Origin of the sequence: Pseudomonas umsongensis (assembly GCF_002236105.1) — a bacterium.
GTDB lineage: Bacteria > Pseudomonadota > Gammaproteobacteria > Pseudomonadales > Pseudomonadaceae > Aquipseudomonas > Aquipseudomonas umsongensis.
On sequence record NZ_NIWU01000012.1, the window covers coordinates 20,570 to 44,176 of the forward strand.

General features: G+C 61.3%; 23 protein-coding genes and 2 pseudogenes. 16 read left to right on the forward strand and 9 right to left on the reverse strand.

What is annotated here, in order from left to right:
* Positions 1-123: 123 nt before the first annotated feature.
* Positions 124-294, forward strand: coding sequence for a hypothetical protein (locus tag PSUM_RS31905; RefSeq protein ID WP_008066222.1), 171 nt, complete (start codon positions 124-126; stop codon positions 292-294).
* 8 nt (positions 295-302) lie between these two features.
* Here PSUM_RS31905 and PSUM_RS30560 read toward each other — a convergent pair whose 3' ends face one another.
* Together PSUM_RS30560 and PSUM_RS30565 are read right to left on the reverse strand one after the other, a co-directional pair.
* On the reverse strand, positions 303-1,499 hold the full coding sequence (locus PSUM_RS30560; protein WP_020796344.1) for a multidrug effflux MFS transporter: 1,197 nt from the start codon (positions 1,497-1,499) through the stop codon (positions 303-305).
* Between the two features lie 93 nt (positions 1,500-1,592).
* Positions 1,593-1,790, reverse strand: a complete 198-nt coding sequence (locus PSUM_RS30565; protein WP_020796345.1) for a heavy-metal-associated domain-containing protein — start codon at positions 1,788-1,790, stop codon at positions 1,593-1,595.
* A 159-nt stretch (positions 1,791-1,949) separates the two neighbouring features.
* Here PSUM_RS30565 and PSUM_RS30570 point away from each other — a divergent pair, with 159 nt between their 5' ends.
* The 3 genes from PSUM_RS30570 (at position 1,950) to cueR (ending at position 5,350) form a co-directional block, all read left to right on the forward strand.
* The gene (locus PSUM_RS30570) at positions 1,950-2,333 is read left to right on the forward strand and encodes a hypothetical protein (protein ID WP_020796346.1); all 384 of its coding nucleotides are present in this window, start codon (positions 1,950-1,952) and stop codon (positions 2,331-2,333) included.
* Positions 2,334-2,546: 213 nt separating this feature from the next.
* On the forward strand, positions 2,547-4,940 hold the full coding sequence (locus PSUM_RS30575; protein WP_033045079.1) for a heavy metal translocating P-type ATPase: 2,394 nt from the start codon (positions 2,547-2,549) through the stop codon (positions 4,938-4,940).
* Positions 4,937-5,350, forward strand: coding sequence for a Cu(I)-responsive transcriptional regulator (gene cueR / locus PSUM_RS30580; protein WP_020796348.1), 414 nt, complete (start codon positions 4,937-4,939; stop codon positions 5,348-5,350). Before PSUM_RS30575 ends, cueR begins: the two co-directional genes overlap by 4 nt.
* A gap of 161 nt (positions 5,351-5,511) precedes the next feature.
* On the opposite strand, the gene PSUM_RS30585 is transcribed toward cueR, so the two are convergent.
* On the reverse strand, positions 5,512-6,405 hold the full coding sequence (locus PSUM_RS30585) for a PA4780 family RIO1-like protein kinase (protein WP_020796349.1): 894 nt from the start codon (positions 6,403-6,405) through the stop codon (positions 5,512-5,514).
* Positions 6,406-6,699: 294 nt separating this feature from the next.
* On the opposite strand from PSUM_RS30585, the pseudogene PSUM_RS32785 reads away from it, so the two are divergent.
* Positions 6,700-7,788 (forward strand): annotated as a pseudogene (locus tag PSUM_RS32785) (HAMP domain-containing protein); the annotation flags it as partial.
* A gap of 129 nt (positions 7,789-7,917) precedes the next feature.
* On the forward strand, positions 7,918-8,646 hold the full coding sequence (locus tag PSUM_RS32790) for a methyl-accepting chemotaxis protein (RefSeq protein ID WP_370628334.1): 729 nt from the start codon (positions 7,918-7,920) through the stop codon (positions 8,644-8,646).
* Positions 8,647-8,747: 101 nt separating this feature from the next.
* On the opposite strand, the gene PSUM_RS30595 is transcribed toward PSUM_RS32790, so the two are convergent.
* Positions 8,748-9,539 carry an AraC family transcriptional regulator gene (locus PSUM_RS30595; RefSeq protein ID WP_083350089.1) on the reverse strand — a complete coding sequence of 264 codons (792 nt, stop codon included), beginning with the start codon at positions 9,537-9,539 and terminating at the stop codon, positions 8,748-8,750.
* Between the two features lie 151 nt (positions 9,540-9,690).
* On the reverse strand, positions 9,691-10,968 hold the full coding sequence (locus PSUM_RS30600) for an acetyl-CoA C-acetyltransferase (RefSeq protein ID WP_083350088.1): 1,278 nt from the start codon (positions 10,966-10,968) through the stop codon (positions 9,691-9,693).
* Between the two features lie 119 nt (positions 10,969-11,087).
* Here PSUM_RS30600 and PSUM_RS30605 point away from each other — a divergent pair, with 119 nt between their 5' ends.
* Together PSUM_RS30605 and PSUM_RS30610 are read left to right on the forward strand one after the other, a co-directional pair.
* Positions 11,088-12,440, forward strand: coding sequence for a 3-oxoacyl-ACP reductase (locus PSUM_RS30605; RefSeq protein ID WP_083350087.1), 1,353 nt, complete (start codon positions 11,088-11,090; stop codon positions 12,438-12,440).
* Positions 12,441-12,442: 2 nt separating this feature from the next.
* Positions 12,443-13,297, forward strand: coding sequence for a MaoC family dehydratase (locus PSUM_RS30610; RefSeq protein ID WP_083350086.1), 855 nt, complete (start codon positions 12,443-12,445; stop codon positions 13,295-13,297).
* A gap of 132 nt (positions 13,298-13,429) precedes the next feature.
* Here PSUM_RS30610 and PSUM_RS30615 read toward each other — a convergent pair whose 3' ends face one another.
* Positions 13,430-13,843, reverse strand: a complete 414-nt coding sequence (locus tag PSUM_RS30615) for a response regulator (RefSeq protein WP_020799212.1) — start codon at positions 13,841-13,843, stop codon at positions 13,430-13,432.
* 85 nt (positions 13,844-13,928) lie between these two features.
* Positions 13,929-14,126 (reverse strand): Flp family type IVb pilin, encoded by a 198-nt coding sequence (locus PSUM_RS30620; RefSeq protein ID WP_020799213.1) that lies wholly within the window; start codon positions 14,124-14,126, stop codon positions 13,929-13,931.
* 328 nt (positions 14,127-14,454) lie between these two features.
* On the opposite strand from PSUM_RS30620, the gene cpaB reads away from it, so the two are divergent.
* Genes cpaB through PSUM_RS30660 form a run of 8 tightly spaced genes read left to right on the forward strand, consistent with a single transcriptional unit; the run spans position 14,455 to position 21,913 of the window.
* On the forward strand, positions 14,455-15,405 hold the full coding sequence (gene cpaB / locus PSUM_RS30625) for a Flp pilus assembly protein CpaB (RefSeq protein WP_083350085.1): 951 nt from the start codon (positions 14,455-14,457) through the stop codon (positions 15,403-15,405).
* A 21-nt stretch (positions 15,406-15,426) separates the two neighbouring features.
* Entirely contained in the window at positions 15,427-16,689 is a 1,263-nt protein-coding gene (locus tag PSUM_RS30630) for a type II and III secretion system protein family protein (RefSeq protein WP_020799216.1), read from the forward strand.
* Positions 16,686-17,873 (forward strand): CpaE/TadZ family protein, encoded by a 1,188-nt coding sequence (locus PSUM_RS30635; RefSeq protein WP_020799217.1) that lies wholly within the window; start codon positions 16,686-16,688, stop codon positions 17,871-17,873. The genes PSUM_RS30630 and PSUM_RS30635 overlap by 4 nt, the downstream gene beginning before the upstream one ends.
* The gene (locus PSUM_RS30640) at positions 17,870-19,150 is read left to right on the forward strand and encodes a TadA family conjugal transfer-associated ATPase (protein ID WP_020799218.1); all 1,281 of its coding nucleotides are present in this window, start codon (positions 17,870-17,872) and stop codon (positions 19,148-19,150) included. Before PSUM_RS30635 ends, PSUM_RS30640 begins: the two co-directional genes overlap by 4 nt.
* Positions 19,151-19,160: 10 nt before the next feature.
* Entirely contained in the window at positions 19,161-20,045 is an 885-nt protein-coding gene (locus PSUM_RS30645) for a type II secretion system F family protein (RefSeq protein ID WP_020799219.1), read from the forward strand.
* The gene (locus tag PSUM_RS30650; RefSeq protein ID WP_033044767.1) at positions 20,042-20,932 is read left to right on the forward strand and encodes a type II secretion system F family protein; all 891 of its coding nucleotides are present in this window, start codon (positions 20,042-20,044) and stop codon (positions 20,930-20,932) included. The genes PSUM_RS30645 and PSUM_RS30650 overlap by 4 nt, the downstream gene beginning before the upstream one ends.
* Before the next feature lie 10 nt (positions 20,933-20,942).
* The gene (locus PSUM_RS30655) at positions 20,943-21,626 is read left to right on the forward strand and encodes a tetratricopeptide repeat protein (protein WP_083350084.1); all 684 of its coding nucleotides are present in this window, start codon (positions 20,943-20,945) and stop codon (positions 21,624-21,626) included.
* Positions 21,627-21,637: 11 nt separating this feature from the next.
* Entirely contained in the window at positions 21,638-21,913 is a 276-nt protein-coding gene (locus PSUM_RS30660; protein WP_020799222.1) for a DUF3613 domain-containing protein, read from the forward strand.
* Positions 21,914-22,155: 242 nt separating this feature from the next.
* On the opposite strand, the gene PSUM_RS30665 is transcribed toward PSUM_RS30660, so the two are convergent.
* On the reverse strand, positions 22,156-23,349 hold the full coding sequence (locus PSUM_RS30665; protein WP_020799223.1) for an SEL1-like repeat protein: 1,194 nt from the start codon (positions 23,347-23,349) through the stop codon (positions 22,156-22,158).
* A pseudogene (locus PSUM_RS31910) lies at positions 23,349-23,607 on the reverse strand (phospholipase); the annotation flags it as partial. The pseudogene PSUM_RS31910 and the gene PSUM_RS30665, both read right to left, overlap by 1 nt.

Here is a 23,607-nt window from a genome sequence, read left to right on the forward strand (position 1 = left end):
CGGACTGCGATGTTTTTTGTTACAAACCGTCAGTCCGAGAGTTGAGCCTTGTCACAATCGCGCTCGTATTCAGGACTACAATCGAAGCCTCTGCGAGAAATCTTTTACTTGAGGAGGTCAGTAATGAAGATCCTGATAAAAGAATTGGCAAAGTCCCAGTGGCAGGTTCGCCTGGATCAACATGCCGTCACCTTCCGCAGCGAAGCCGAAGCCCGCGCCTTCACCAATACCCTTGAAGCGCGCCTACACGCCCCGCACCAGATACCCGACCGCCAACAGCGCGCTGTTGGCTGAGTCAGTCCTCAAACCTGGACTTGCACCAACGCCCGGGCATTTTGTATACGTCGGGTGAGCAGCGCCGCGCTCACCACCAGAATCCCGCACAGGCTGATGACCATGGCCATCGGCATGGCGGTGCCGTCGTGCAACACACCGACCAGCGCCGCAGCGCCTGCTGCGACACTGAATTGCAGGCACCCGAGCATGGCCGAAGCACTGCCGGCGCGGGCACCCTGGCCGTTCATCGCGCAGGCCGAGGCATTGGGAAGAATGCAACCGAGGCTGGCGATACAGACGAATAATGGAATCAGCAGCGGCCAAAGCTGTGCGGTGTGCAGCGCACTGACGGCGAGCAACGCCAGGCCGGCTCCGAGGTAGATCCACACTGTGCGTGTCAGCAGGAACGCCGGACCACGCTTGGCCAACAGTCGCGCGTTGACTTGGGCCACGAGGATGAACCCCGCCGCGTTGGCACCGAAGAACCAGCCAAAATGTTCAGCCGGAACGCCATAGAGCTTGATGAAGATGAACGGCGACCCGGCGATGTAGGAGAACATGCCGGCGATGGCGATACCGCCCGTCAGGGCATGGCCGAGGTATACCGGGTCCTTGAGCAAACGTGCGTACTGGCGCAACGCCCCCGCCAAGGGTTGGCGTGGCAAATGGGCGGGCATGCTTTCTGGCAGGCCCAGTGCCACGGCCAGCCCTGCCAGGGCACTGAACCCAGTCAGCGCGAGGAAGATCGACTGCCAGCCAGTGGTGTTGACCAGCAAACCGCCGAGCATCGGTGCAAGAATCGGCGCCAACCCCATCACCAGCATCAATTGCGAAAAGACTTTTGCCGAGCCCACCGCATCGCATTTGTCGCTGACCACAGCCCTCGAGATCACCATCCCTGCGCAACCACCCAGTGCCTGGATGAACCGCGCACCGATCAGCCACTCCAGGCTCGGTGCATACGCGCACGCCAACGAAGCGGCGGTAAACAGCCCGACCCCGATCAGCAACGGCATGCGTCGCCCGAAACGATCAGCCACCGGGCCGTAAGCCAGCTGACCAATGGACAAGCCGAGGAAATAGGCGGCCAATGTCAGCTGAACGTGTTTTTCGTCGGTGCCGAAGGCGAGCGCCATTGCCGGGAACGCCGGCAGATAAAAATCGATCGCCAGCGGACCGAAAGCGCTCAAGGCGCCAAGAATCAGGATTGTGCGAAAATTCATCAGGCATCCAATGGGACAGAAGTCGGCAGCCCGACAGTCTAGCCGCGCATGGACGCCTTGAACATTAAGTTAGCTCGCTAACTATTAAAAAATTCAGGCCAGCTTCACGCGGTAGCCTTCTTCACTGATGAGCTCGATCACTTGCTCGGCGCTCAATGCACTTTCTACGCCGACTTCCCTGGCCGCCAGGTCGACCCGCACACTCGCGGCCGGGTCCTTGGCCTGCACAGCCTGGGTGATCGCCTTGACGCAGTGACCGCAGGACATGCCTTCAACGTTAAACACTTGCATGGATGACTCCTTTACTGAGGTGTTTGAATGAGGTGAGCTACAGTCTCGAGCTTGCCCCCATGGCAAGGTCAAGTTCCGAAGTGACCTGCCGGGCTGGCAATCGGCTTCGCGCTCGGCCAAGCTGCGTGCATCTACGACTTGATTCCAGGAGATTCAGCCATGCGCTGGTCAGCTTTCAGCCTGTTAGGCCTGCTCAGCCTTTTCACCGCCACAGCCCCGGTCAATGCCGCCGGTGAGGATTATGGCGTGCTGATCATTTCCCGCGAGCGCCTGGAAGTCGCAACCAGCTGCGAAATCGGCGTGTACATCCAGGACCAGCTGGCGGCGCGGCTGTTCCAGGAGCAGAGCACCTCGTTCAACTTGCCACCGGGCAATGTGTCGCTGCGCTTGAAGTTGCTGCCGGGCCAGGCGCCGGGGTGTAACCCGGGCATGTTGGCGCCGGGTTCGCAAGACATCCAGCTCAGGGCCGGTGATATGTTGAAATACCGGATTGCGATGACACAGGATGGGATGTATCTCAAGCGCGCAGGCCTCGGATACTGAAACATCCCCCTGTAGGAGCGAGCATGCTCCGGGCGGCGTTCCGACGAAGGTCGTCAACGATAACGCTGGAAACCTGACACCCCGCGGCGCTCTCGGGTTCATCGCGAGCAGGCTCGCTCCTACAAGGTTGATATCGCACTTTGATCTTGGTGCTTGACCTTGCCAGCATGGCAAGGTTGATCCTGTAGGCAACTACTACAGGGAGCGTGACCGATGTCCGAATCCATTACTTTCGATCTGCCAATTGCCGGCATGACCTGTGCCAGCTGCGCCGGGCGTGTCGAGCGCGCCTTGAGCAAAGTCGTCGGCGCCAGTGCCGTCAGCGTCAACCTGGCCACCGAGCAGGCCCGGGTTCAAGCGCCGGTCGACAGCCTCCCGGCCTTGATGGAGGCCGTGCAAAAAGCCGGTTATAGCGTGCCGCAGCAGCGCCTGGAATTGAGCATCGACGGCATGACCTGCGCCTCCTGTGTCGGCCGGGTCGAACGGGCACTGAGCAAGGTGGCGGGGGTCAAGAGCGTCAGCGTTAACCTGGCCAATGAACGCGCTCATGTGGAACTGTTCGGGCAAGTCGATCCGCAAGCCCTGATCGGTGCCGTGACCAAGGCCGGTTACGTCGCCAGCGTCTGGCAAGACGATCAGCCACATATCGACACGCAGCAAACCCGACTGTACCGCGAGCGCTGGGCCTTGATCGCAGCCATCGCCCTCGCCTTGCCCCTGGTTTTGCCGATGTTGCTGCAACCGTTCGGCGTGCACTGGATGCTTCCGGCCTGGGCGCAGTTCGCCTTGGCCACGCCGGTGCAATTCATCTTTGGCGCACGGTTTTATGTAGCCGCCTGGAAAGCCGTGCGTGCCGGCGCTGGCAACATGGATCTGCTGGTCGCGCTGGGCACCAGTGCCGGTTATGGCTTGAGCGTGTACGAATGGGCCACCGCCGCCGGGCGCATGCCGCACCTGTATTTCGAAGCCTCGGCTGTAGTGATTGCCCTGGTGTTGTTGGGCAAGTACCTGGAAAGCCGCGCCAAACGCCAGACTGCCAGCGCCATTCGCGCCCTGGAAGCGCTTCGCCCGGAGCGGGCGATCCAGGTCGTCGACGGCCGTGAGCAGGAAGTCGCCATCAGCGCCTTGCGCCTCAATGACCTGGTACTGGTCAAACCCGGCGAACGCTTTCCGGTGGACGGTGAAGTGGTCGACGGCCAGAGCCATGCCGACGAAGCGCTGATCAGCGGCGAAAGCCTGCCGGTGCCCAAGCAACCCGGTGACAAGGTCACGGGCGGCGCGATCAATGGTGAAGGTCGCCTGCTGGTACGCACTCAGGCACTTGGCGCGGAAACGGTGCTGGCTCGCATCATTCGACTGGTTGAGGACGCTCAGGCGGCCAAGGCCCCGATCCAGAAATTGGTGGATAAAGTCAGCCAGATCTTCGTGCCGGTTGTGCTGCTGCTGGCACTCGCTACCCTGATTGGCTGGTGGCTGTACGGCGCGCCACTGGAAACCGCGCTGATCAATGCCGTGGCGGTGCTGGTAATCGCCTGCCCTTGTGCCCTGGGCTTGGCCACGCCGACGGCGATCATGGCCGGCACCGGGGTGGCGGCGCGGCATGGGATTCTGATCAAGGACGCCGAAGCGCTGGAACGTGCCCATGAAGTCAGTGCAGTGGTGTTCGACAAAACCGGAACCCTGACCTCTGGCACCCCGCGCATCGCCCACTTGAGCGCCATCGACGGTGACGAAACCGCCCTGCTGCAACTGGCCGGCGCCTTGCAACGTGGCAGTGAGCATCCGCTGGCCAAGGCTGTGCTGGATGAGTGCGCACAACGCGGTCTGATCGTGGCCGATGTCAGCGACAGTCAGTCCCTGACAGGGCGCGGCATTGCCGGCAGTCTTGAGGGCCGTAGGCTGGCACTGGGTAATCGACGTCTATTGGAAGAAAGCGGATTGCGCGCAGGTGAATTGGCCGATTCGGCAACTGCCTGGGAAGCCGAAGGCCGGACCCTGTCCTGGCTGATCGAGCAAAGCCCGGCACCGCGAGTACTGGGATTGTTCGCTTTCGGTGACACGCTCAAGCCTGGCGCGCTGCAAGCCGTGCAACAACTCAGCGCACGCCATATCAGCAGCCACTTGCTGACCGGCGACAACCGAGGCAGCGCCAAAGTGGTCGCCGATGCACTGGGCATCACGAATGTACACGCCGAAGTGCTGCCGGCAGACAAAGCCGCCGAAGTCGCCATGCTGAAGAAAACCGGTGTGGTGGCGATGGTTGGCGACGGCATCAACGATGCGCCGGCACTGGCCGCGGCGGATATCGGCATTGCCATGGGAGGCGGTACCGACGTGGCCATGCACGCCGCCGGGATCACCCTGATGCGCGGCGATCCGCGATTGGTGCCCGCGGCGCTGGAAATCAGCCGCAAGACCTACGCGAAGATCCGCCAGAATCTGTTCTGGGCCTTTGTCTATAACCTGATCGGCATTCCGCTGGCGGCCTTCGGATTCCTCAACCCAGTACTCGCCGGTGCGGCAATGGCGTTGTCGAGTGTGAGCGTGGTGAGCAATGCGCTACTGTTGAAAACCTGGAAACCCGAGGATCTGGAGGACAAGCGATGAACATCGGCCAAGCGGCCCGCCATAGCGGCCTGAGCGCAAAGATGATCCGTTACTACGAGTCCATTGGCTTGCTCAAGGCGGCGCATCGCACCGACAGCGGTTATCGGGTCTACAGCGACGACGACCTGCATACGCTGGCGTTCATCAAGCGCTCTCGGGACCTGGGGTTTTCCCTGGAAGAAGTCGGCAAGCTGCTGACCCTCTGGCAGGATCGCCAGCGGGCCAGTGCCGATGTGAAGGCCCTGGCCCGCCAGCATATCGACGAGTTGAACCAGAAAATCCGCGAGTTGGGGCAGCTGCGCGATACGTTGCAGGATCTGGTCGAGCATTGTCAGGGCGATCATCGGCCGGATTGTCCGATTCTCAAGAGCCTGGAGTCAGGGTGTTGTGCAGAACCGTCGAATATTTAAGCGCCTGTGACACACCGTATCGCCCACGATCGTTCCCACGCTCTGCGTGGGAATGCATCCCGTGACGCTCTGCGTCACATTCAGAAGCGGAACGCGGAGCGTCCCTGGCGGCATTCCCACGCAGAGCGTGGGAACGATCATGTGCACCTACAAAAAACCGATCACTGCATCCAGGGCGGAGGCGGCTCTTCGGTTTTGCCCGGTGGCGTGTCGTCTGCGGCACGCGCCGCTTGCTTGCGCTCTTCATCCAGGCGCGCGGCCTCGATCTCGCGCATGATGCCGCCGACGTCGGCCAGCTCTTCCGGCTCGTCGAATTCGCCAGTCAGGACGCTGGCCGGGTGCAAAGTGCCCGCCTCGTACAAAGCCCACATTTCCTTGGCGTACCGAGTCTTTTTCAACTCTGGCGCAAACCGTCCGAAATAGGACGCCATGTTGCCCACGTCCCGCTCCAGCATGCTGAACGCGTGGTTGTTGCCCGCCGCGTCAACCGCTTGCGGCAAGTCGATGATCACCGGGCCGGTCGGGGTCAACAGCACGTTGAACTCGGACAGGTCACCGTGCACCAGGCCGGTACACAGCATCAGCACGATCTGCGAAATCAGGAACGCGTGATACTCGCGCGCCTGATCCGGCTCCAGCACCACGTCGTTCAGGCGCGGTGCCGCATCGCCATACTCGTCGGCCACCAGTTCCATGAGCAGCACGCCCTCAAGGAAGTCATAGGGCTTGGGTACCCGCACACCGGCATTGGCCAGGCGAAACAGCGCCGCCACTTCGGCGTTCTGCCAAGCGTCTTCGGTTTCCTTGCGACCGAACTTGGAGCCCTTGGCCATGGCCCGGGCCTGTCGGCTGTTGCGCACCTTGCGGCCTTCCTGATACTCGGCCGCCTGACGAAAACTGCGTTTATTCGCCTCCTTGTAGACTTTCGCGCAACGTAACTGGTTGCCGCAGCGCACCACATAAACAGCTGCTTCTTTACCACTCATGAGTGGGCGCAGCACCTCGTCGACCAGACCGTCCTCGATCAGGGGTTCAATGCGTTTTGGAGTCTTCATCAGCTTTTATTGTGGGTCCTTTATTACCAAACACGCGAAAGTCCTTCGTTATACGGCAATCCATCCATTCGGGGGAGGGGGTGCCGACGTACCGTTCGTGTCATTTTTCAAAACAGCCCTCAATTTCCGCAGGCAACAGCCGAAGTCCTAAGTGACAAAGTGATTTGTCCGACAATCGTTTTTACAACAATAACGATGCCGCATTCAGGGAACAGGGATCCATTACGTTTACGGCTGCCAAAAAACCGCGAGTCATCTGCACTGCGTGGGCCTACAAGAAAATCTGGAGCGCGGATGAACATCAAACAGAAACTGACCTGGGCGTTTGCAATCATCGCCTGCTTGCCGGTGGTGCTGGTCGCCACCCTCGTCGTGCTGAACTTGCGCAGCGATGCCAAGGACGAATTCGTCGACAACAGCGGTCGCGAAATCCGTCAGGTCAGCAATGCGATGCAACTGTTTTTCGACGGCATCAGCCAGAACGTCGAATACCTGGCCAGGCAACCGCTGATCACGAACTCCGACGACAGCCTCAAGACCTACATGAACGCCAACGCCGCCAGCATTCCCCAAGGGGAAATGGACAAAAAAGTCTTCGGCTTCCTGCAGGACCTGGGCAACGCCCATCCGTCATACGCCTACGCCATCCTCGGCACCGCGGCCGGTGGTTACGTGTCGTGGCCGGACGATGCCAAACTGGCCAACTACGACCCGCGCCAGCGCCCCTGGTACAAGGCCGCCCAGGCCAAACCGGGCAAGCCATTCCGTACCGAAGCCTATTACTGGGCCGAAAACGATACGTCCTACGTCAGCACCGTGCGCACCATCGACAACAAGCTGGGCACCAACGGTGGCGTCGTCAGCATCGACGTGTCGCTCAAACAGCTCACCGAACTGGTCAAGCAGATCAAGCTCGGCGAGACCGGCTACCTGATGCTGCTGGAAAATTCCGGCACCGTGCTGGTCGACCCGAAACAACCGGAACATAACTTCAAAGCCCTGGGCAGCCTCGGCGAGGGCTACGCGCAACTGGCCAAGGCCGGCAAAGGCCTGGTCGAGGTTGAACTCAATGGCGAGCGCTACATGGCCAACGTCTGGCCGTCCGAGCAGTTGGGCTGGACCTTCATCGGCTTGATCAAGCAGAGCGATGTGATGAGCACCGCCACCCAACTGACCTGGTTGATCGCCATCATCGCCGCGGTACTGGCCGTGGTTTTCGCCGTTGTCGGCGCCAGTTTCGCCAGCGTCATCGTGCGACCGATCCGCAGCGTGGCCGACGGTCTGGAAGGCATCGCCCAGGGCGAAGGCGACCTGACCAAGAGCCTGCAAATCCGCGGCAGCGACGAAACCGCGCAACTGGCCAACTGGTTCAACCAGTTCCTGACCGCGATTCGCAACCTGATCCAGAGCATCGGTGGAGCCGCGACCAGCATCCTGGCCACCTCCAAGAGCTCGACCCAGGTCTCCAGCGACATGGCCGAAGCCGCTGGGCGCCAGCGTGAAGCGGTGGACATGGTGTCCACGGCATTCCATGAAATGGTCGCCACCGCCAACGAAGTGGCGCGCTCCTGCAGCCAGGCGGCCGAGTCCGCCGACAGCGGGCAGCGCCAGGCCCGCGAAGGCCAGCAACAGATTGACGCGGCCGTCAGCAGTGTCGATCGCCTGAGCCAGGAAATCGAACAGTCGGCGCAGTCGATGCAACAGCTGGAACGCGACAGCAATGATATCCAGTCGATCCTGGGGACCATTCGCTCAATCGCCGAGCAAACCAACCTGCTGGCACTGAACGCGGCCATCGAAGCGGCGCGGGCCGGTGAACAGGGTCGTGGTTTTGCGGTAGTAGCCGACGAAGTACGCGCGCTGGCCAAGCGCACGGCCGACTCCACCGCAGAAATCGACGGGCTGCTGGGCAACCTGGCCAAGCGAACCAGCCAGGTGACCCAGCAGATGCATGCGAGCCTGGAGGTGTCCCAGCAATCGGTGACGCGCATCGGCGAAGCGCGCAACAGTTTCGGGCAGATCCGCGAGTCGGTGGATGTGATCCGCGACATGAACACCCAGATTGCCACGGCGGCGGAACAACAGCATCAAGTGGCCGAAGACATCAACCGGCACATCAGCCAGATCCATGGCGATGCGCAATTGGTGGCGGAACTGGCGAACTCGGCGCGCCTGGATTCCCAGAGCCTGGCCGGGTTGTCGAATGAGCTGGATGGGTTGGTGCGCCGCTTCCGTACCTGATTGAAATCCCGGTGCCCGCTTCGCGACCATTCGCGAGCAGGCTCGCTCCCACAGGGTTTTGCACTGCCCTTGTGGGAGCGAGCCTGCTCGCGAAGCGGCCCTCACTGTCGGAACAGCTCTCCCGGGGTAAATCCGAACAGGCTCTTGAACGCCGCAATAAACGCTGACGTCGAGTCATACCCACAGGCCAGCGCGGCGTTGGTCACGCTGTCGCCCTCCTCCAGCAGACTTAACGACGACAACAGCCGCATGCGCTGGCGCCAACCGCGGAAACTCAACCCGGTTTCCCGCTGGAACAGGCGCATCAGGGTTTTCTCCGATGTACCCAGGCGCTCGGCCCACTCGTGCAAGGTCACATTGTGCTCGGGATTTTCGATCAGCTCGTTGCACAAGCCCAACAACCTTTCATGACGGGGCAACGGCAGGGAAAACCCGACTTCCGGCAATGTCGCCAACTGATCGAGCAATACACTCACCAGCCGCGCTTGCGGGCTGTCGCCCTGTGGATATTCCACTGGCAGCAGGCAAAAACTCTTGATCAGCTCCCGGGCCAGCGGCGTCACTTCCAGTACCCGGCAACGCCCGTCCGCCCACTCGCAATCTTCGCGGCGCACATACAGGCTGCGCATCTCGGCACGCATTGAGGTCACGACCTGATGATCGAGATCCGCCGGAATCCAGATTCCCCACTGGGGCGGCGCGAAGAAACTGCCCTCGGCGGTGTGCACCCCGAGCACACCACTGATGGCATAGGAAAACTGCACCCAGTCGTGTCGATGGGACGGCGTCCACGACCCGGCATTGAGGCTCTCCACCCGGGCATACAGCGGACGTGGCAGTGTGATGAGCGGTGGAATGCTGCGTTCGAGGGAAACCTGTCCGTTAGTCGGCATTGAACGGCCTTGTGTTGCGAGATGGCTGATGGGGCGACGTTAGGCCATGCCTCGGATCTATTCAACACTAAACCTATCTGTAGGAGCCGGCTTGCTGGCGATGGCGTCCGTGGGATCGCCATCGCCAGCAAGCCGGCTCCTACAGGTATCGTCAACGTTCGACGATGGCGGTTACCCCCTGGCCGCCTGCGGCGCAGATCGAGATAAGCCCACGCCCCTTCCCCGCCGCATCAAGCAACTTGGCCAGGTTGGCGAGGATGCGACCGCCCGTGGCCGCAAACGGGTGCCCGGCCGCCAGTGAACTGCCTTTGACATTGAGCTTGCTGCGGTCGATGGCCCCCAGCGGCGCGTCGAGGCCCAGGCGGGTCTTGCAGTACTCGGGGTCTTCCCAGGCCTTCAAGGTGCAGAGCACTTGCGCGGCGAACGCTTCATGGATTTCGTAGTAATCGAAGTCCTGCAAGGTCAGGCCATTGCGCGCCAGCAACCTTGGCACGGCATACACCGGCGCCATCAACAAGCCCTCGGCGCCATTGACGAAATCCACTGCCGCTGTCTCGCCATCGCGCAGGTAGGCCAGGATCGGCAAGCCACGTGCTTGCGCCCATTCCTCACTGCCTAGCAGCACTAGCGAGGCACCATCGGTCAGCGGCGTGGAGTTACCGGGAGTCAGGGTGCCTTTTGCGCTTTTTTCGAAAACGGGCTTGAGTGAGGCGAGTTTTTCGAGGGTCAGGTCAGGGCGCAAATTGTTGTCGCGAGTGAGGCCAAGAAACGGCGTCATCAAATCATTTTGCCAACCTTCGGCATAGGACGCGTCAAGATTCTGATGGCTCAGCAGCGTCAGCTGATCCTGCTCTTCGCGAGGAATGTTCCAGGTCTGCGCCATCAACTCGCAATGCTCGCCCATGGACATTCCGGTGCGCGGCTCGCCATTGCGCGGGAATTCCGGGATCAGGTGCCAGGGGCGCAACTGCAGGAAGGGCTTGAGTTTTTCAATGGTCGTGTTGGCCCGATAGGCTTGCAGCAGAATCTTGCGCAACCCGTCGCTGACACTGATCGGCGCGTCCGAGGTGGTATCGACGCCACCGGCAATGGCGCTGTCGATTTGTCCCAAGGCAATTTTGTTAGCCACCAGCAGCGCCGCTTCAAGTCCGGTGCCACAAGCTTGCTGGATGTCGTAGGCCGGAGTAGCGGGCGACAGTCGCGAACCGAGCACGCACTCGCGCGTCAGGGCCATGTCCCGCGGCAACTTGAGGACGGCCCCGGTGACCACTTCGCCAAGACGCAGGCCATGCAGGTTGTAGCGTTCGATCAGGCCTTCGAGCGTGGCCGTGAGCATGGCCTGGTTACTGGCGGTGGCGTACGGCCCGTTGGACCGAGCGAAGGGTATCCGGTTACCGCCGATAATCGCGACGCGACGCAGCTGAGTCATGAAAAGCTTCCTATTCTGTGAAGGCCATTACCCGCAAGCGTAGGCCTTTTCCAGTGAATCGAACGACTGATTGCCATTCATGGTCCACACTTTGAACCTCATCTGCTGGAGCGCGTTCCATGTCCGACCGCTATATCGACTTCGCCAATTCGTCCATCGGCCATCGACTGGTCGGTGCCATGGGCCTGCCTTCACCGGTACGCCTGGAACGCTGGCAAGCGGGCCGATTGCGCCCTGTCGAAGGCGCTTTGCTGATTGGCGGCGGCCCATTGGCGGAAAAGGTCAGCGCCTTCGCCAACCGCCTGACGGACGCGATCTACACCTACGGCACCGATCCCTCGATGGCGGCCGCGTGGATTCCCGGACACGGCCCGAAACTAAAGGCGGTGGTATTCGATGCCAGTGATCTTGTGCAAACCGACCAGCTCAAGCAACTGCGCGAATTCTTCCAGCCACTGATGAAAAATCTCGACCACAGTGCACACCTGGTGATCCTGGGGCGTGACCCGCGGACCTTGAGCGACCCATTCGCCGCCAGCACCCAGCGCGCCCTCGAAGGTTTCAGTCGCTCGCTGGCCAAGGAACTGCGCAGCGGTGGCACTTTGCAGCTGATCCACGTTGGCGAGGGTGCCGAGGATCAACTGGAAGGACCGCTACGGTTTTTCCTCTCACCGAAAAGCGCCTTCGTGTCCGGGCAAGTGATTGGCCTGCAGGCCTGCGACACCCAGGTGACGGACTGGACGCGGCCGCTGGCCGGGCGCAAGGCGCTGGTCACCGGCGCTGCGCGTGGCATCGGCGCCGCCATCGCCGAAACCCTGGCCCGTGACGGTGCCGAAGTCATCCTGCTCGACGTGCCCCCGGCCAGGACCGATCTCGACGCCCTCGCCGCACGCCTCGGCGGGCGTGGTATCACGCTGGACATCTGCGCCGAGAATGCGGCGACGGAGTTGGTGGAACAGTTGCCCGACGGCATCGACATCGTGGTGCACAACGCCGGCATCACCCGGGACAAAACCCTGGCCAACATGACGCCGGAGTTCTGGGACGCAGTGCTCGCCGTCAACCTCAACGCCCCGCAAGTGCTGACCAAGGCCCTGCTCGATAGCGGCACCCTGCGCGACAATGGCCGAGTGATCCTGCTGGCGTCGATCAGCGGCATCGCGGGCAATCGCGGACAAACCAACTACGCGGCGAGCAAGGCCGGGCTGATTGGCCTGGCACAGGCCTGGGCGCCGCTGTTGCATGGGCGGGGCATCAGCATCAACGCCGTAGCGCCGGGTTTCATCGAAACGCAAATGACCGCGCACATTCCATTCGGCCTGCGCGAAGCCGGGCGACGCATGAGCTCACTGGGCCAGGGTGGCCTGCCGCAAGACGTCGCCGAAGCAGTGGCCTGGCTCGCGCAACCGGGCACGGGCGCATTCACCGGCCAGGCATTGCGTGTCTGCGGGCAAAGCGTTCTGGGGGCCTAGGCATGATCATCGACTGGCACACACTCAACCGCGAACCCAGCCTGCCGGGGCTGTATGTGCAGGCGGCGACGCGGCGCAAAATCACCGGCACCACCCTGCCCCATTCGGGTTTGCGCTGCTGGCTCGATGTCGACCCAAAGCGCCTGGCGGCCTATCGCAAGGTCTGCGGCTTCGCCGACAACAGCCTGCTGCCACCCACCTACCCGCACATCCTTGCATTTGCCTTGCAGATGCAATTGCTCACCGCCCGGGACTTTCCGTTCCCGCTGCTGGGGCTGATTCACCTGAGCAATCGCATCCGCGTGTTGCGGCCCATGGGCGGAGTCCATCGGGTGCGGGCCAGCGTGTGCGTGGAGAACCTGCAACCCCATGCGAAGGGCGCGACCTTCGATCTGGTGACGACGCTGGATGATCAATTGGGACCGCTCTGGGAGGCGCAAAGCCAGATGCTGTGCCGGGGCGTGAAGCTTGAAGGCGAGCCCGTCGAGGAGGTACTGGCCTCGACGCTGGCACTGACGCAAGTTGCCCAATGGACAGCGCCCGCGGACATCGGCCGGCAATACGCCAAGGTATCGGGCGACTACAACCCGATTCACTTGAGTGCTGCCAGCGCCAAAATGTTCGGTTTTCCATCGGCGATTGCCCATGGTTTATGGAACAAGGCCCGCACCCTGGCCGCCCTCGCCGAGCATCTGCCGGCCGCGAACGTCGAGATCGTGGTGCAATTCAAAAAGCCGGTGCGCCTGCCCAGCGAGGTGACATTACTGGCCAGCGCCGCAGGTTCCAGTGGGGATCTGCAACTGGTCGGGGCTGGTGATCTGGAGCACATGGTTGGTCACTGGCGACCGATTGCCTGACCCTGGCGAATGTACCTCGCTCCTGTAGGAGCTGCCGCAGGCTGCGATCTTTTGATCTTGTTTTGCCCCCGGGAAGATCAAAAGATCGCAGCCTTCGGCAGCTCCTACAGGGCAATGCGTTTACCAAGCTACTTAGCGCCTGCCAAACTCCCCCAGCGGCTGCGGGAACAGGTTATTGAGCGTCTCCAGCAACCGCACGTGATAGATCGGCTTGCGAAACAGGTCCAGAACCTGCAACCGCAGCATGTCACTGACATCCTCCATGTCGGCATGCCCGGACATCACGATCACCGGCAAATGCTGGCGCGCCGTGTGCTCGCGCAAGCGCTTGATCAACGACATCCCGCTCTCCTCCGGCATGCGCAGGTCGGTGATGACCAGCGCTATATCCGGATTGCGCGTCAGGTGCTGCAGCGCCAGCTTGACCGAGGTCGCGGTGAAACAATTGAAACCTTCACCCTCCAGCAATTCCGCCAGCTCAAGCAACGCATCCTCTTCGTCATCGACCAAGAGAAGCTGTTGGCGCGGCAGTGCGGAAACGTTCATAGGCAACACCTGGAATAGACTAAGCGCTGACATTAGAACTCACTCGTTGCATTGGCAAGTTGCCGGTACGACCTCTGATAGTCACTCACAAGGCGTTTTTGATACTGGTGAACATCGCAGTCAGGTCGGTCCCGATGCCGCCACTGAGCCCGGCAATCACCACCGCGACCATGGCAGCGACGATGGCGTACTCGATACCCGACGCTCCCTCGGTATCCTTGGCCAGCCCTTTGTAAAAAGCGATTTCGGATTTGACCTTCTGAACCAGCTTGGCGAAAGACATGACGTTCTCCTCGACGACACCGAGTGTTGCACCGACGCAACATGATTCCCCTGTGCCAGCATCAGCATTGTCGGCATTCCTCCACCAAACAACTGTAAAAACGCATTAACACGAAAGTATTAATCGCTTTGTTGACGTCAAAAAACCTTTTAATTGAGCTGGTCGTCGATTTTTCGTTAGAAAATTTTCCCCGGGTAATGGCGTTTTGCTCTAGCTGCGCTACCTTCCAATAGCGAAATAGTTCCATGTTCATAGCTACCTGATTGCGAAGTTGTCTCGTTGCGGAAAACGACTTCTTGGTGCAGCAGGAAAGAAGGGAAGCGCCGTCATGAACAGTCGTGTCATTCTTGGCCTAGCGGGACTGTCCCTGGCGGGTGCGGTCATTGCCGGTTACTGGGGCTTCACCTTGACGCGTGAACCGACCGCCACTCCCGTTGCGCAAGCCGCCATCGCCCCCACGTCCCTCAGCAACCCTGCACCTGTTGTCCAACCAGAAGAGGACACGCGCCAACCGATCGTGGTGTTGCTGCATGACATCGCGCCGTTTGTGCAAATCACTGCCGCCGACGTGGTCGTGGAAAAACTGCGAACCGTCCCGGCCGGCAGCCTGACCCGCCTCGATCAAGCCATCGGCCGTACGCCTTGGCGCGCCCTGAGCGCCGGCAGCTGGCTCAACGACGAGAGTTTCGAAGGCGGCGGCAAGCTGGCGCGGATGATTCGGCCCGATGAGCGCGCGCTCGCCGTTGCCGTGGATGAAGTGATCAACGCTGGCGGTCAATTGACCCCGGGGGACTATGTCGACGTGCTGCTGTTCTTGCGCATGGACACCCTTAATCTCCAGCCCTCGGCCCAGCTCGCGGTCCCGGCCTTGCGTGTACTGGCGGTGGGCGAGCAAATGGGCCTGACCAACGACGGCCAGCCCTCCAGCCCGGCCCAGGGCAACGATGAAAAACTCCGGCAGGAGCAACAGCGCGCCAGTGCCCGTACCGTGCTGCTCGCCGTTCCCGAACCACTGGTGAGCCGCTTGATGCTCGCCACCCAGGCCGGGGTGCTGCGCCTGGCGGTGCGCAGCGCCGAGGAAAAACGCCTGGCGCGTTACTGGGCCGGTGAACGCGATTCCGCAGCCAACCTCGCCAACGCCAATCGCGACTTGATCCAGTTCAACCAACTGGCCATGACAGCACCGCCCAGACCCCTGGTCGCCAGTAACGCAGTCGCGCCGCGCCGGTCGGGTGTGGAAGTCATCCGCGGCAACGAAACCACGCCAAAGTCCCCCTGAATCGAGCAAGGAAACGCTTTAATGCGCAGACGTAGTACGCCGTTTTTGAACGGCTTGATCTGGGCCACCTTGCTGAGCGGCATGCCGGTGACGGCAGTCATGGCTGCCAACGGTAATTGTGCAGCGCTGGGCCCCTTGCCAGCGGTGCTGGAAGTGGGCGAAGGCCTGCAACAGGAAGTGCAATCGCCCGTGGCAATCACCCGGATCGCAGTGGGTGACCCGAAAATCGCCGACGTGCGAGTCAATGGCAACCAGGCATTCCTGCTCACCGGCATGGGCGCCGGTGCCACCAGCCTGATGGTCTGGACCGCCTGTGCCAGCGCGCCGCGCCAAAGCATGGTGTTCGTCCAGGGCCGGGCGACGGCAGCCATGACCAGCGCCAGACAGTCACCCTCCGATGACCCGCTGCTGCCATCGCAAGTGCAGACCGACATCCGCTTCGTCGAAGTCAGTCGTACCAAGCTGAAGGAAGCCAGTACTTCGATCTACGGCAAAAATTCGAATTTCCTGTTCGGCTCTCCCGGTACCGTCCCCAATACTGCAGTGACACCGCGGGTGTTCCCGCTGCGCAACCTTGACCCGCGGATTGCCGTGCCGAGCATTCCGCTGGCCAACGACATGTTCAACATCGTCGCCGGCGGCGGCAACTTCCTGGCCATCATCAATGCCATGGAAAGCAGTGGTTTTGCCTACACCCTGGCGCGACCGAGCCTGGTGGCGATCAGCGGACAAAGCGCAAGCTTCCTGGCGGGCGGTGAAATCCCTATCCCGATTCCCAGCGCCAACAGCAACAGCTACTCCATCGAATACAAGGAATTCGGCATCCGCCTGACGCTCACGCCAACGGTGGTCAGTAACGACCAGATCGCCCTCAAGGTCGCTCCGGAAGTCAGCGAACTGGATTACAACAACGCCGTGACCATCGGCGGCACCACAGTGCCGGCGTTCACCATTCGCCGTACCGACACCAGCATCTCCCTGGCCGATGGCGAAAGCTTCGTCATCAGTGGCCTGATCAGTACACAAAACACCTCGCAGGTGGACAAGTTTCCGGGACTGGGCGATATCCCGATCCTCGGCGCGTTCTTTCGCAGCTCCTCGATCAATCGCGAAGAACGGGAACTGCTGATGATCGTCACGCCGCACCTGGTGCAGCCGTTGGCGGCGAATGCGCAACTGCCGTCGCTGCCGGGGGAAAAACTCCGCAATTACGACCCCAACTGGTACCGCCTGTACTTCCTCGAAAACGGCGACTTCGATAAACGCAGCGGGCTATCGCAATGAGCCAGAACCTGAGCCAGACCTTCCTCGCGATCACGCGTAACAGCACCGACCTTGAATGGTTGCAAGGCGCGCTCGCCCCCTTGGGCCAAGTGGTCAGCGCCGGTGGCGGCAGCCTCGACGAACTGCTGGCGCTGGTGGACGTGACACTGGCCAGCCTGGTGTTCGTGGGCCTGGACCGTGAGCATGTGGTGGCCCAGTGCGCACTGATTGAAGGCGCTCTGGAAGCCAAGCCTAGGCTGGCTATCGTCGCGCTGGGCGACGGCATGGACAACCAGCTCGTACTCAATGCCATGCGCGCCGGGGCCCGGGACTTCGTGGCCTATGGCTCGCGCTCCAGTGAAGTCGCCGGGCTGGTGCGGCGCCAGAGTAAACGCCTGCCACCGGTGGTGCCCAATACTCACCTGGGCGGCCTCACCGTCCTGTACGGCGTGCAGAGCAATGCCGACGGCGCACTGTTGGCCAACCACATGGCACAGGTGGTGCAAAAAAGCGGTCAGCAAACGCTGCTGCTCGACCTCGGCCTGCCCCGGGGGGACAGCCTGGCCTTGCTGGGCCTGGAGAGCTCGTTTCATTTCGGTGATGCCCTGCGCAACTTGCGTCGTCTTGACGCCACCCTGATCGACAGCGCCTTCACCCGTTGCGAAGCCGGGCTGCGGATCCTCGCCTATGCCACCCAGGATGAACCGCTGGAACACACCAGCGCCGCCGAGCTGTACATGCTGCTCAGCGCGCTGCGCCAGCACTTCCAGCACATCGTCGTGAACCTCACCGGCCAGCCCGACAGCGAAGCCTTGCGCACCTTCGTCAGCCATTGCGACAAGCTGCTGTGGTACACCGACCAGAACGTGCTCGACTGCCGCCGCAACCTGGCGGTACTGAATCTGTGGCGCGAAAAAGGCATGAAACTCGATCACGCCACGCTGCTGGTGGATCGCTACCTGCGTAGCGTCGCGCCAGACTCCGAGGCCTTGAGCAAAAGCTTCGGCATGGAAATCATCGCCACCCTCGCCTACAGCCCCGAAGTCCGTTTGAACGCCAAGAACCAGGGCGTCACCCTGTTCGAACTGGCCCCCCGGGAAGTGCTCACCCAAAGCCTGCGCAACCTCGGCGAACGCTTGGCCAAACGCTCCGAAAGCCTGGCCAAGCCCAAGTCCTGGTTCAGCCGTTTGAGAGGTACGCCATGAGCGGCGAAAAACTGTTCGGCGCAACGCACCGCGGGGTGGCCGGCAATACCGACCACGACGGCCTTAAACTGGTGCTGCACCGCTACATCATCGATGCCATCGAGGAGTCCGGGAAAAACCTGCTGGAGGGCTCGCGCCAGGTGCTGGCGCAGTTCGTCATCGACAAAGTGGCCGAATACATCGCGCGCTTGCACCTGGCGATTTCGCGCTACGAGATGGAGCGCCTGGCCGAAGAAATCGTCGACGAACTCACAGGCTTCGGCCCGCTGGAAGTGTTGCTGCGCGATTCGGCCGTCACCGAAATCCTGGTCAACGGCCCGCACCGCGTGTTCATCGAGCGCGATGGCGTCCTGCATCAAAGCGACTTGCGTTTTATCGATGCGCACCATGTCGAGCGCGTCATCCAGCGCATCCTCGCGCCCCTGGGCCGGCGGCTCGACGAGTCTTCGCCGATGGTCGACGCGCGCCTGCCCGACGGCAGCCGGGTCAATGCGATCATTCCACCGATTGCGCTCGACGGCCCGTGCCTGTCGATTCGAAAATTCCGCCAGGACATGCTCAACAGCACCGACCTGATGGCCATGCAAACCATCGACCAGGCGATCTACGAATTCCTCCAGGAGGCCGTGGGCAAGCGTTGCAACATCCTGATCAGCGGCGGCACCGGCACCGGCAAGACCACGCTGCTGAATATTCTCAGCCAGTTGATCGACCCCCACCAACGGTTGGTGACCATCGAAGACGTCGCCGAATTGCAACTGGGCCACCCCCACGTGGTGCGTCTGGAAACCCGACCGCCGAATGCCGAAGGCCATGGCGAGGTGAAAGCCAGCGACCTGATTCGCAACGCCCTGCGGATGCGCCCGGACCGGATCATCCTCGGCGAAATCCGCGGTGTCGAAGTGGTCGACGTACTGACCGCGATGAACACCGGCCACGACGGCTCCATGAGCACCGTGCATGCCAACAACGCGCAAGATGCGTTGTTGCGCCTGGAAACCCTGGTCGGCCTGACCGGTCGCAGCATTGCCGAACGGACCTTGCGCCAGATGATCTGCGCGGCGCTGGACGTGGTGATCCAGTTGACGCGCATGCCCGATGGCCGCCGCTGTGTCAGCGAAGTAGTCGAGGTGATCGGCATTCGTGAAGACGTGTACGTCACCAATACCCTGTTTCGCCTCGACCGCCGCAGCGGTTTCGGTTTCATGCGCGAGGCGGTCAACCCCGCGGGTGACAAACTGCGCCGCGAATCGGCGCTCTCTTCCTCGGTGTATTGAAGGCCACGGCATGCTCAAACCGCTGCTGCTTATCTTTGTTTGCCTGGCGTTGCTGGGGCTCTCGGCCCACTTGTTCACTCGCGGCTTACGCGAGCCCGGCACCCGGCGCGTGCTGGAACGCCTGAGCCAGGGGCAACCGGAGCGGGTGGTGCGCAAAACATCCTGGACGGGACTGGATCGCGCCTTTTTGCGCGCTGGCCTCGGGCGGCCCACCGAACGCCTGGGTGTGTGGCTGACGCTGTGGGGCTTGAGTATCCTGCTCGGGTTTTTCGGCGGCGGCTGGCCGGGGTTGCTCGCCCTGTTGCTGTTGCCTCCCCTGCTCCTGCGCCTGTATGTCAACTGGCGTTACCAGCGTCGGCTCAAGCGCATGATCGAACAATTGCCCGCATTGCTCGATCACAGCGTGCGCAGCCTGAAGTCCGGGCGCACCTTGGCCGACGCGGTATTGGGCGCCATCGACGCCGCCGAAGATCCGCTGAAAGATGCCTTGGGCCGCGTGAAGCGCCAGGTGCACATGGGCATCAGTCTGCCGGACGCCACCTCGGACTTCGCAGAACTCTACGACAAAGACGAACTTCGCCTGTTTGCCCTCGGCTTGAAGGTCAACCACCGCTACGGTGGCAACGCCAGTGAACTGCTGGAAAACCTGATCAAGATCATCCGCGAACGGGAACAGGCTGCTCGCCAACTGAGCGCCATGACCGGTGAAACCCGAGTCACGGCGGTTGTCCTGGCGCTACTGCCGGTCACAGTCGCCGGCTATCTCCTGGTGTCCAATCCAAAGTACCTGATGACCATGTGGGACGACAGTTCAGGGCAATCGATGCTGATGGGAGCGCTCGCCCTGCAGGTGTTCGGCTGCCTGGCACTGTGGCGGATGTTGCGCAGCCTATGAACGCGTCCATGCTGCTGAGCTCGCTATTGTTCCTGCTGGCATCGGGATTGTTTATCTGCGTCATGGTGCAACTGCGTCATCGTGCTCGCCAGGTGGTGCAGCGCCTGGACGGCAAGGCGCCGGGCGAAAGCCGCTTGAGCCAATGGCTGCAGGCGCTGGGCACCAGCCGGGTCGGCCAGCAGTCGGTCAAGCTCGACAACGAAACCCAGACCCTGCTCAATTGCCTGGGCTGGCGTACCGCGCGGCAACGGGCGTTATTTGCCGCCTTGCAGGTTGGCGTCCCGGTACTGGCGCTGGCGTTGAGTGCATTGGTGCAGGGTCTGTTCTTCCCCCAGGTCATTCACCCATGGCTAGTCCCGGCGTTCGCCCTGGGTATCGGTTATCTGCTGCCCAAGCGTCTGCTGGCCGCTGCTGCGCACCATCGGCAGAAAAAACTGGCGATGGAAATCTCCACCTTCATTCCGCTGCTGCGCATCCTGTTCGAATCAGGCATGGCCGTGGAGCAATCGCTGCGAGTCTTGAGCAATGAAGGCAAACAACTGATGCCCACATTGACCCAGGAGTTGCGCCTGGTGCTGGCCCGTGTCGATTCGGGCCTGGAGCTGGGCGATGAACTGCACAAGGTCACCCGCTTGCTGGCGGTCGACGAGTTCACTGACACCTGCGTGATCCTGCAACAGCTGATCCACCAGGGCGGCGGTGCGATGAAATCCCTGCTGGCGCTCAAGTTGTTGCTCGATGACAAGCGCCTGGCGCGCCTTCAGGAATACATCTCCAAGATGTCCGCAAAAATGTCCGTCGTGATGATGCTGTTCCTCTTCCCGGCGTTGTTGATCGTACTGGCGGGCCCGGGCTTCACCGCCCTCGCCCGGGCTTTTGCTTCTTAGGGGAATCGTGATGAAAGCAATGTTTGCAGGTTTTTGTCTGCTGATGCTGGGGGGTTGCGCGAGCAACGGACAGACACCCTGGAGTGCCCTGACCCCCGTCAGTTGCGGAAAATTGAACGCCGAACAACAGCTGTCGCTGAACCTGGCCGACGACATGGCCAACGACGGCAAGTTGCACGCCAGCCTCGCCAACCTGCAGAGCCTGCCGGACAAAGTTGCCGACGTGCGCCTGCGCAAGGCCAAGGTGTATCGACTGCTGGACCGCAGTGAAGCCGAGCCGCTGTACCGCAGCCTGCTCGGCGGCTGCCTGGCCGCCGAAGCCGAACACGGCCTGGGCCAACTCGCCGCCGCCCGAGGCGACCATGGCCTGGCCCAGGCGCACCTGCAACGGGCCGCCCGGCTGGCGCCCACCGACGAAAAAATCCGTAACGACCTGGGCGTGGTCTACCTCAATCAACTGCGCATCGAAGACGCCAAATTCGAATTCCTCACCGCCATCGAGCTCAAGCAAAGCGACCAACTGGCCGCCGTGAACCTGGTGACCCTGTTGATCTACCAGGACGACTGGAACCGCGCCGCCGAGCTGGTCAGCCGCCTTGGCCTGAAACCGGCACAAGTCACCCAGGCCCAGGCCCGCGCCGAGAAACTCAAGTCACCCGGCAAGTCCGGGCCGACCGTCGCCGCTGTTCAGTAGGGAGCACCCTGATGAAACCGACCACCTTGTACTGCCTCGGCTTGCTGGCCTTGCCACTTGCCGCTCACGCCATCGACGCCGGCCCCGCCTCGCCACAACAACAGGAAACCGAAGGCTGGCTGCAACTGCAAAGCAGCAACACCGCCGCCTCCACCAAGCCGCAAACTGCCAGCGCAGCCGAGCGCGAACTGGCAATGCAGCGCTGGTTGAAAAGCTTCCAGCACGAGATCCCAGAGTTCTTTGATCAGGATGCGGGCGGATCGGTGAACAGCGGATCGCAGCAATAGCGCTAAACCACATCCTCCCCTGTTGGAGCGAGCATGCTCGCGATGGTCCTCAACGATAACGCGGGAAACCAGACGCCCCGCAGTGCCCTCAGTTTTTTCGTCGGAACACCACCCGGAGCATGCTCGCTCCTAAAGAGGGTTAGCGCTATTGCTGCGGGTAAATATTTAGGCTTCACCGAACAGTCTACATTCGATATTTTCCTCTTCGGCGAGCAAGAAGCGGATGTGGCGCCTCTCGATTCTCAGGGTTGGCAGGATTTCGCCTTTCTCGAAACGGGAACCTGTGCACCTTCGAGGCGCGAGAAAAGCTGGCCACCAATATCGGCTTTCCAGTAGCCAGTCTGCGGGCAGACTTGCCCGCTATAGCAGTACGGCGCCGATAAGTGAGCCTGGCTGAATGCAGGGGATCCCGGAAGACCACGGCCGGTGGCCGGGTCCAGGAGTTTGGCCTTGGACAGTTGGTTGATCAGAGCAGTGCTGGGCTTTTCTGGCGGGATATTGGCCAGGCGTTCTTCGAGCCATTGCAGCTTGCCGTCCCAGGCGGGCAGTTTGGCGGGAGGCAAGGGGAGGATTTCGTTGATTTCGGGGACGTTTGGTTTGGCGTAAGAGTAGTTGCCCAGCACTTTGCTTATTTTTTCGTAGCGTTCGGCACGTTCGAGGTCTTCCTGTTGGGCGAGATAATGAAGCTCATTGGTAGAGAGCGGATTACGAAAGCCTTGCTCTAACGCGTAAGCTGAGGTTTCGTCACCTGCAGCGACTCCAAGTTGATAGGCTTCGAGTGCTTCCTGGTATAGCTTTTTGTTCTTGAGATTTATCCCCAATTCAATCGCTGCCTCGCCATGGCCTTGCTCAGCAGCACAGCGGCGCATTTGCCGTGCAATGTCCGGAGCCATATCGCTCGGCGCCAATTTGTCTCCCACATAGTATTGTGCCTGGGCGTTGCCGTGATCAGCAGCCTTACGGTAGTAGCGCAGGGCCATTTCCGGATCCTGCTTCAGCCCCGCCGAACCTTGTTGCAGGAAGATCCCGACGAAGTAATAACCCGTAGCCACTCCTTCGCTGATCAATCGTTCGCTCAAACGCAAATGCTCGTCGCCCCGAAGCTGGAAATGGCCGCGCATGGCACCGTTCTGCAGGTTAATGTTGGCCTTGTAATGACCGTTTTCTGCCGCAATGCGGTACAGCCTTTCGATCTCCACATCGACGCTTTTGTCTTCTTTGAGCTGATTGTTTTTTTGCAGCCAGCGCGCGTACTGGAACAGCACATCGGACTCGGCGGAGGGCGTGGGGAATTGCTCGTGCACACAGCTAAACGCCAGATCGGCCTTGATCTCGTTAAGTGATTTCACCTGAGGGTCCTTCTTCATATAGGTAAAAGTGCTGCGGCTGTCGCAAGCAGTCAGCAGCAGGCATGACAACAAAAGAGCGAGACGCATCAGTCGATGTCCTTCAGCGTGGCTTTGTCGTAATAAAACTCGACGAGGGAGGCGTACGGTGTACCCATACCCTTTTCCTTCTGGCGATCTTTGTTTTCTTTCATGATGTCTTGCCACTCCTTGAACGCTAACCCCGGATCATCCTGCGCCCCCATCCCCCCCGTATGCATCTCCCACAGCCTTCGCCTCAACCCCCGCGTCACACTCGCCCACTCATGGGCAATGTTCAGTTCACTGTCGACCTGCATGCTGCGGGTG

Bases quoted from the DNA above. Each gene is read 5' to 3' on its own strand.
- PSUM_RS31905 (WP_008066222.1), top strand. From the start codon at position 124: ATGAAGATCCTGATAAAAGAATTGGCAAAGTCCCAGTGGCAGGTTCGC.
- PSUM_RS30560 (WP_020796344.1), bottom strand. From the start codon at position 1,499: ATGAATTTTCGCACAATCCTGATTCTTGGCGCCTTGAGCGCTTTCGGT.
- PSUM_RS30565 (WP_020796345.1), bottom strand. From the start codon at position 1,790: ATGCAAGTGTTTAACGTTGAAGGCATGTCCTGCGGTCACTGCGTCAAG.
- PSUM_RS30570 (WP_020796346.1), top strand. From the start codon at position 1,950: ATGCGCTGGTCAGCTTTCAGCCTGTTAGGCCTGCTCAGCCTTTTCACC.
- PSUM_RS30575 (WP_033045079.1), top strand. From the start codon at position 2,547: ATGTCCGAATCCATTACTTTCGATCTGCCAATTGCCGGCATGACCTGT.
- cueR (WP_020796348.1), top strand. From the start codon at position 4,937: ATGAACATCGGCCAAGCGGCCCGCCATAGCGGCCTGAGCGCAAAGATG.
- PSUM_RS30585 (WP_020796349.1), bottom strand. From the start codon at position 6,405: ATGAAGACTCCAAAACGCATTGAACCCCTGATCGAGGACGGTCTGGTC.
- PSUM_RS32790 (WP_370628334.1), top strand. From the start codon at position 7,918: ATGGTGTCCACGGCATTCCATGAAATGGTCGCCACCGCCAACGAAGTG.
- PSUM_RS30595 (WP_083350089.1), bottom strand. From the start codon at position 9,539: ATGCCGACTAACGGACAGGTTTCCCTCGAACGCAGCATTCCACCGCTC.
- PSUM_RS30600 (WP_083350088.1), bottom strand. From the start codon at position 10,968: ATGACTCAGCTGCGTCGCGTCGCGATTATCGGCGGTAACCGGATACCC.
- PSUM_RS30605 (WP_083350087.1), top strand. From the start codon at position 11,088: ATGTCCGACCGCTATATCGACTTCGCCAATTCGTCCATCGGCCATCGA.
- PSUM_RS30610 (WP_083350086.1), top strand. From the start codon at position 12,443: ATGATCATCGACTGGCACACACTCAACCGCGAACCCAGCCTGCCGGGG.
- PSUM_RS30615 (WP_020799212.1), bottom strand. From the start codon at position 13,843: ATGAACGTTTCCGCACTGCCGCGCCAACAGCTTCTCTTGGTCGATGAC.
- PSUM_RS30620 (WP_020799213.1), bottom strand. From the start codon at position 14,126: ATGTCTTTCGCCAAGCTGGTTCAGAAGGTCAAATCCGAAATCGCTTTT.
- cpaB (WP_083350085.1), top strand. From the start codon at position 14,455: ATGAACAGTCGTGTCATTCTTGGCCTAGCGGGACTGTCCCTGGCGGGT.
- PSUM_RS30630 (WP_020799216.1), top strand. From the start codon at position 15,427: ATGCGCAGACGTAGTACGCCGTTTTTGAACGGCTTGATCTGGGCCACC.
- PSUM_RS30635 (WP_020799217.1), top strand. From the start codon at position 16,686: ATGAGCCAGAACCTGAGCCAGACCTTCCTCGCGATCACGCGTAACAGC.
- PSUM_RS30640 (WP_020799218.1), top strand. From the start codon at position 17,870: ATGAGCGGCGAAAAACTGTTCGGCGCAACGCACCGCGGGGTGGCCGGC.
- PSUM_RS30645 (WP_020799219.1), top strand. From the start codon at position 19,161: ATGCTCAAACCGCTGCTGCTTATCTTTGTTTGCCTGGCGTTGCTGGGG.
- PSUM_RS30650 (WP_033044767.1), top strand. From the start codon at position 20,042: ATGAACGCGTCCATGCTGCTGAGCTCGCTATTGTTCCTGCTGGCATCG.
- PSUM_RS30655 (WP_083350084.1), top strand. From the start codon at position 20,943: ATGAAAGCAATGTTTGCAGGTTTTTGTCTGCTGATGCTGGGGGGTTGC.
- PSUM_RS30660 (WP_020799222.1), top strand. From the start codon at position 21,638: ATGAAACCGACCACCTTGTACTGCCTCGGCTTGCTGGCCTTGCCACTT.
- PSUM_RS30665 (WP_020799223.1), bottom strand. From the start codon at position 23,349: ATGCGTCTCGCTCTTTTGTTGTCATGCCTGCTGCTGACTGCTTGCGAC.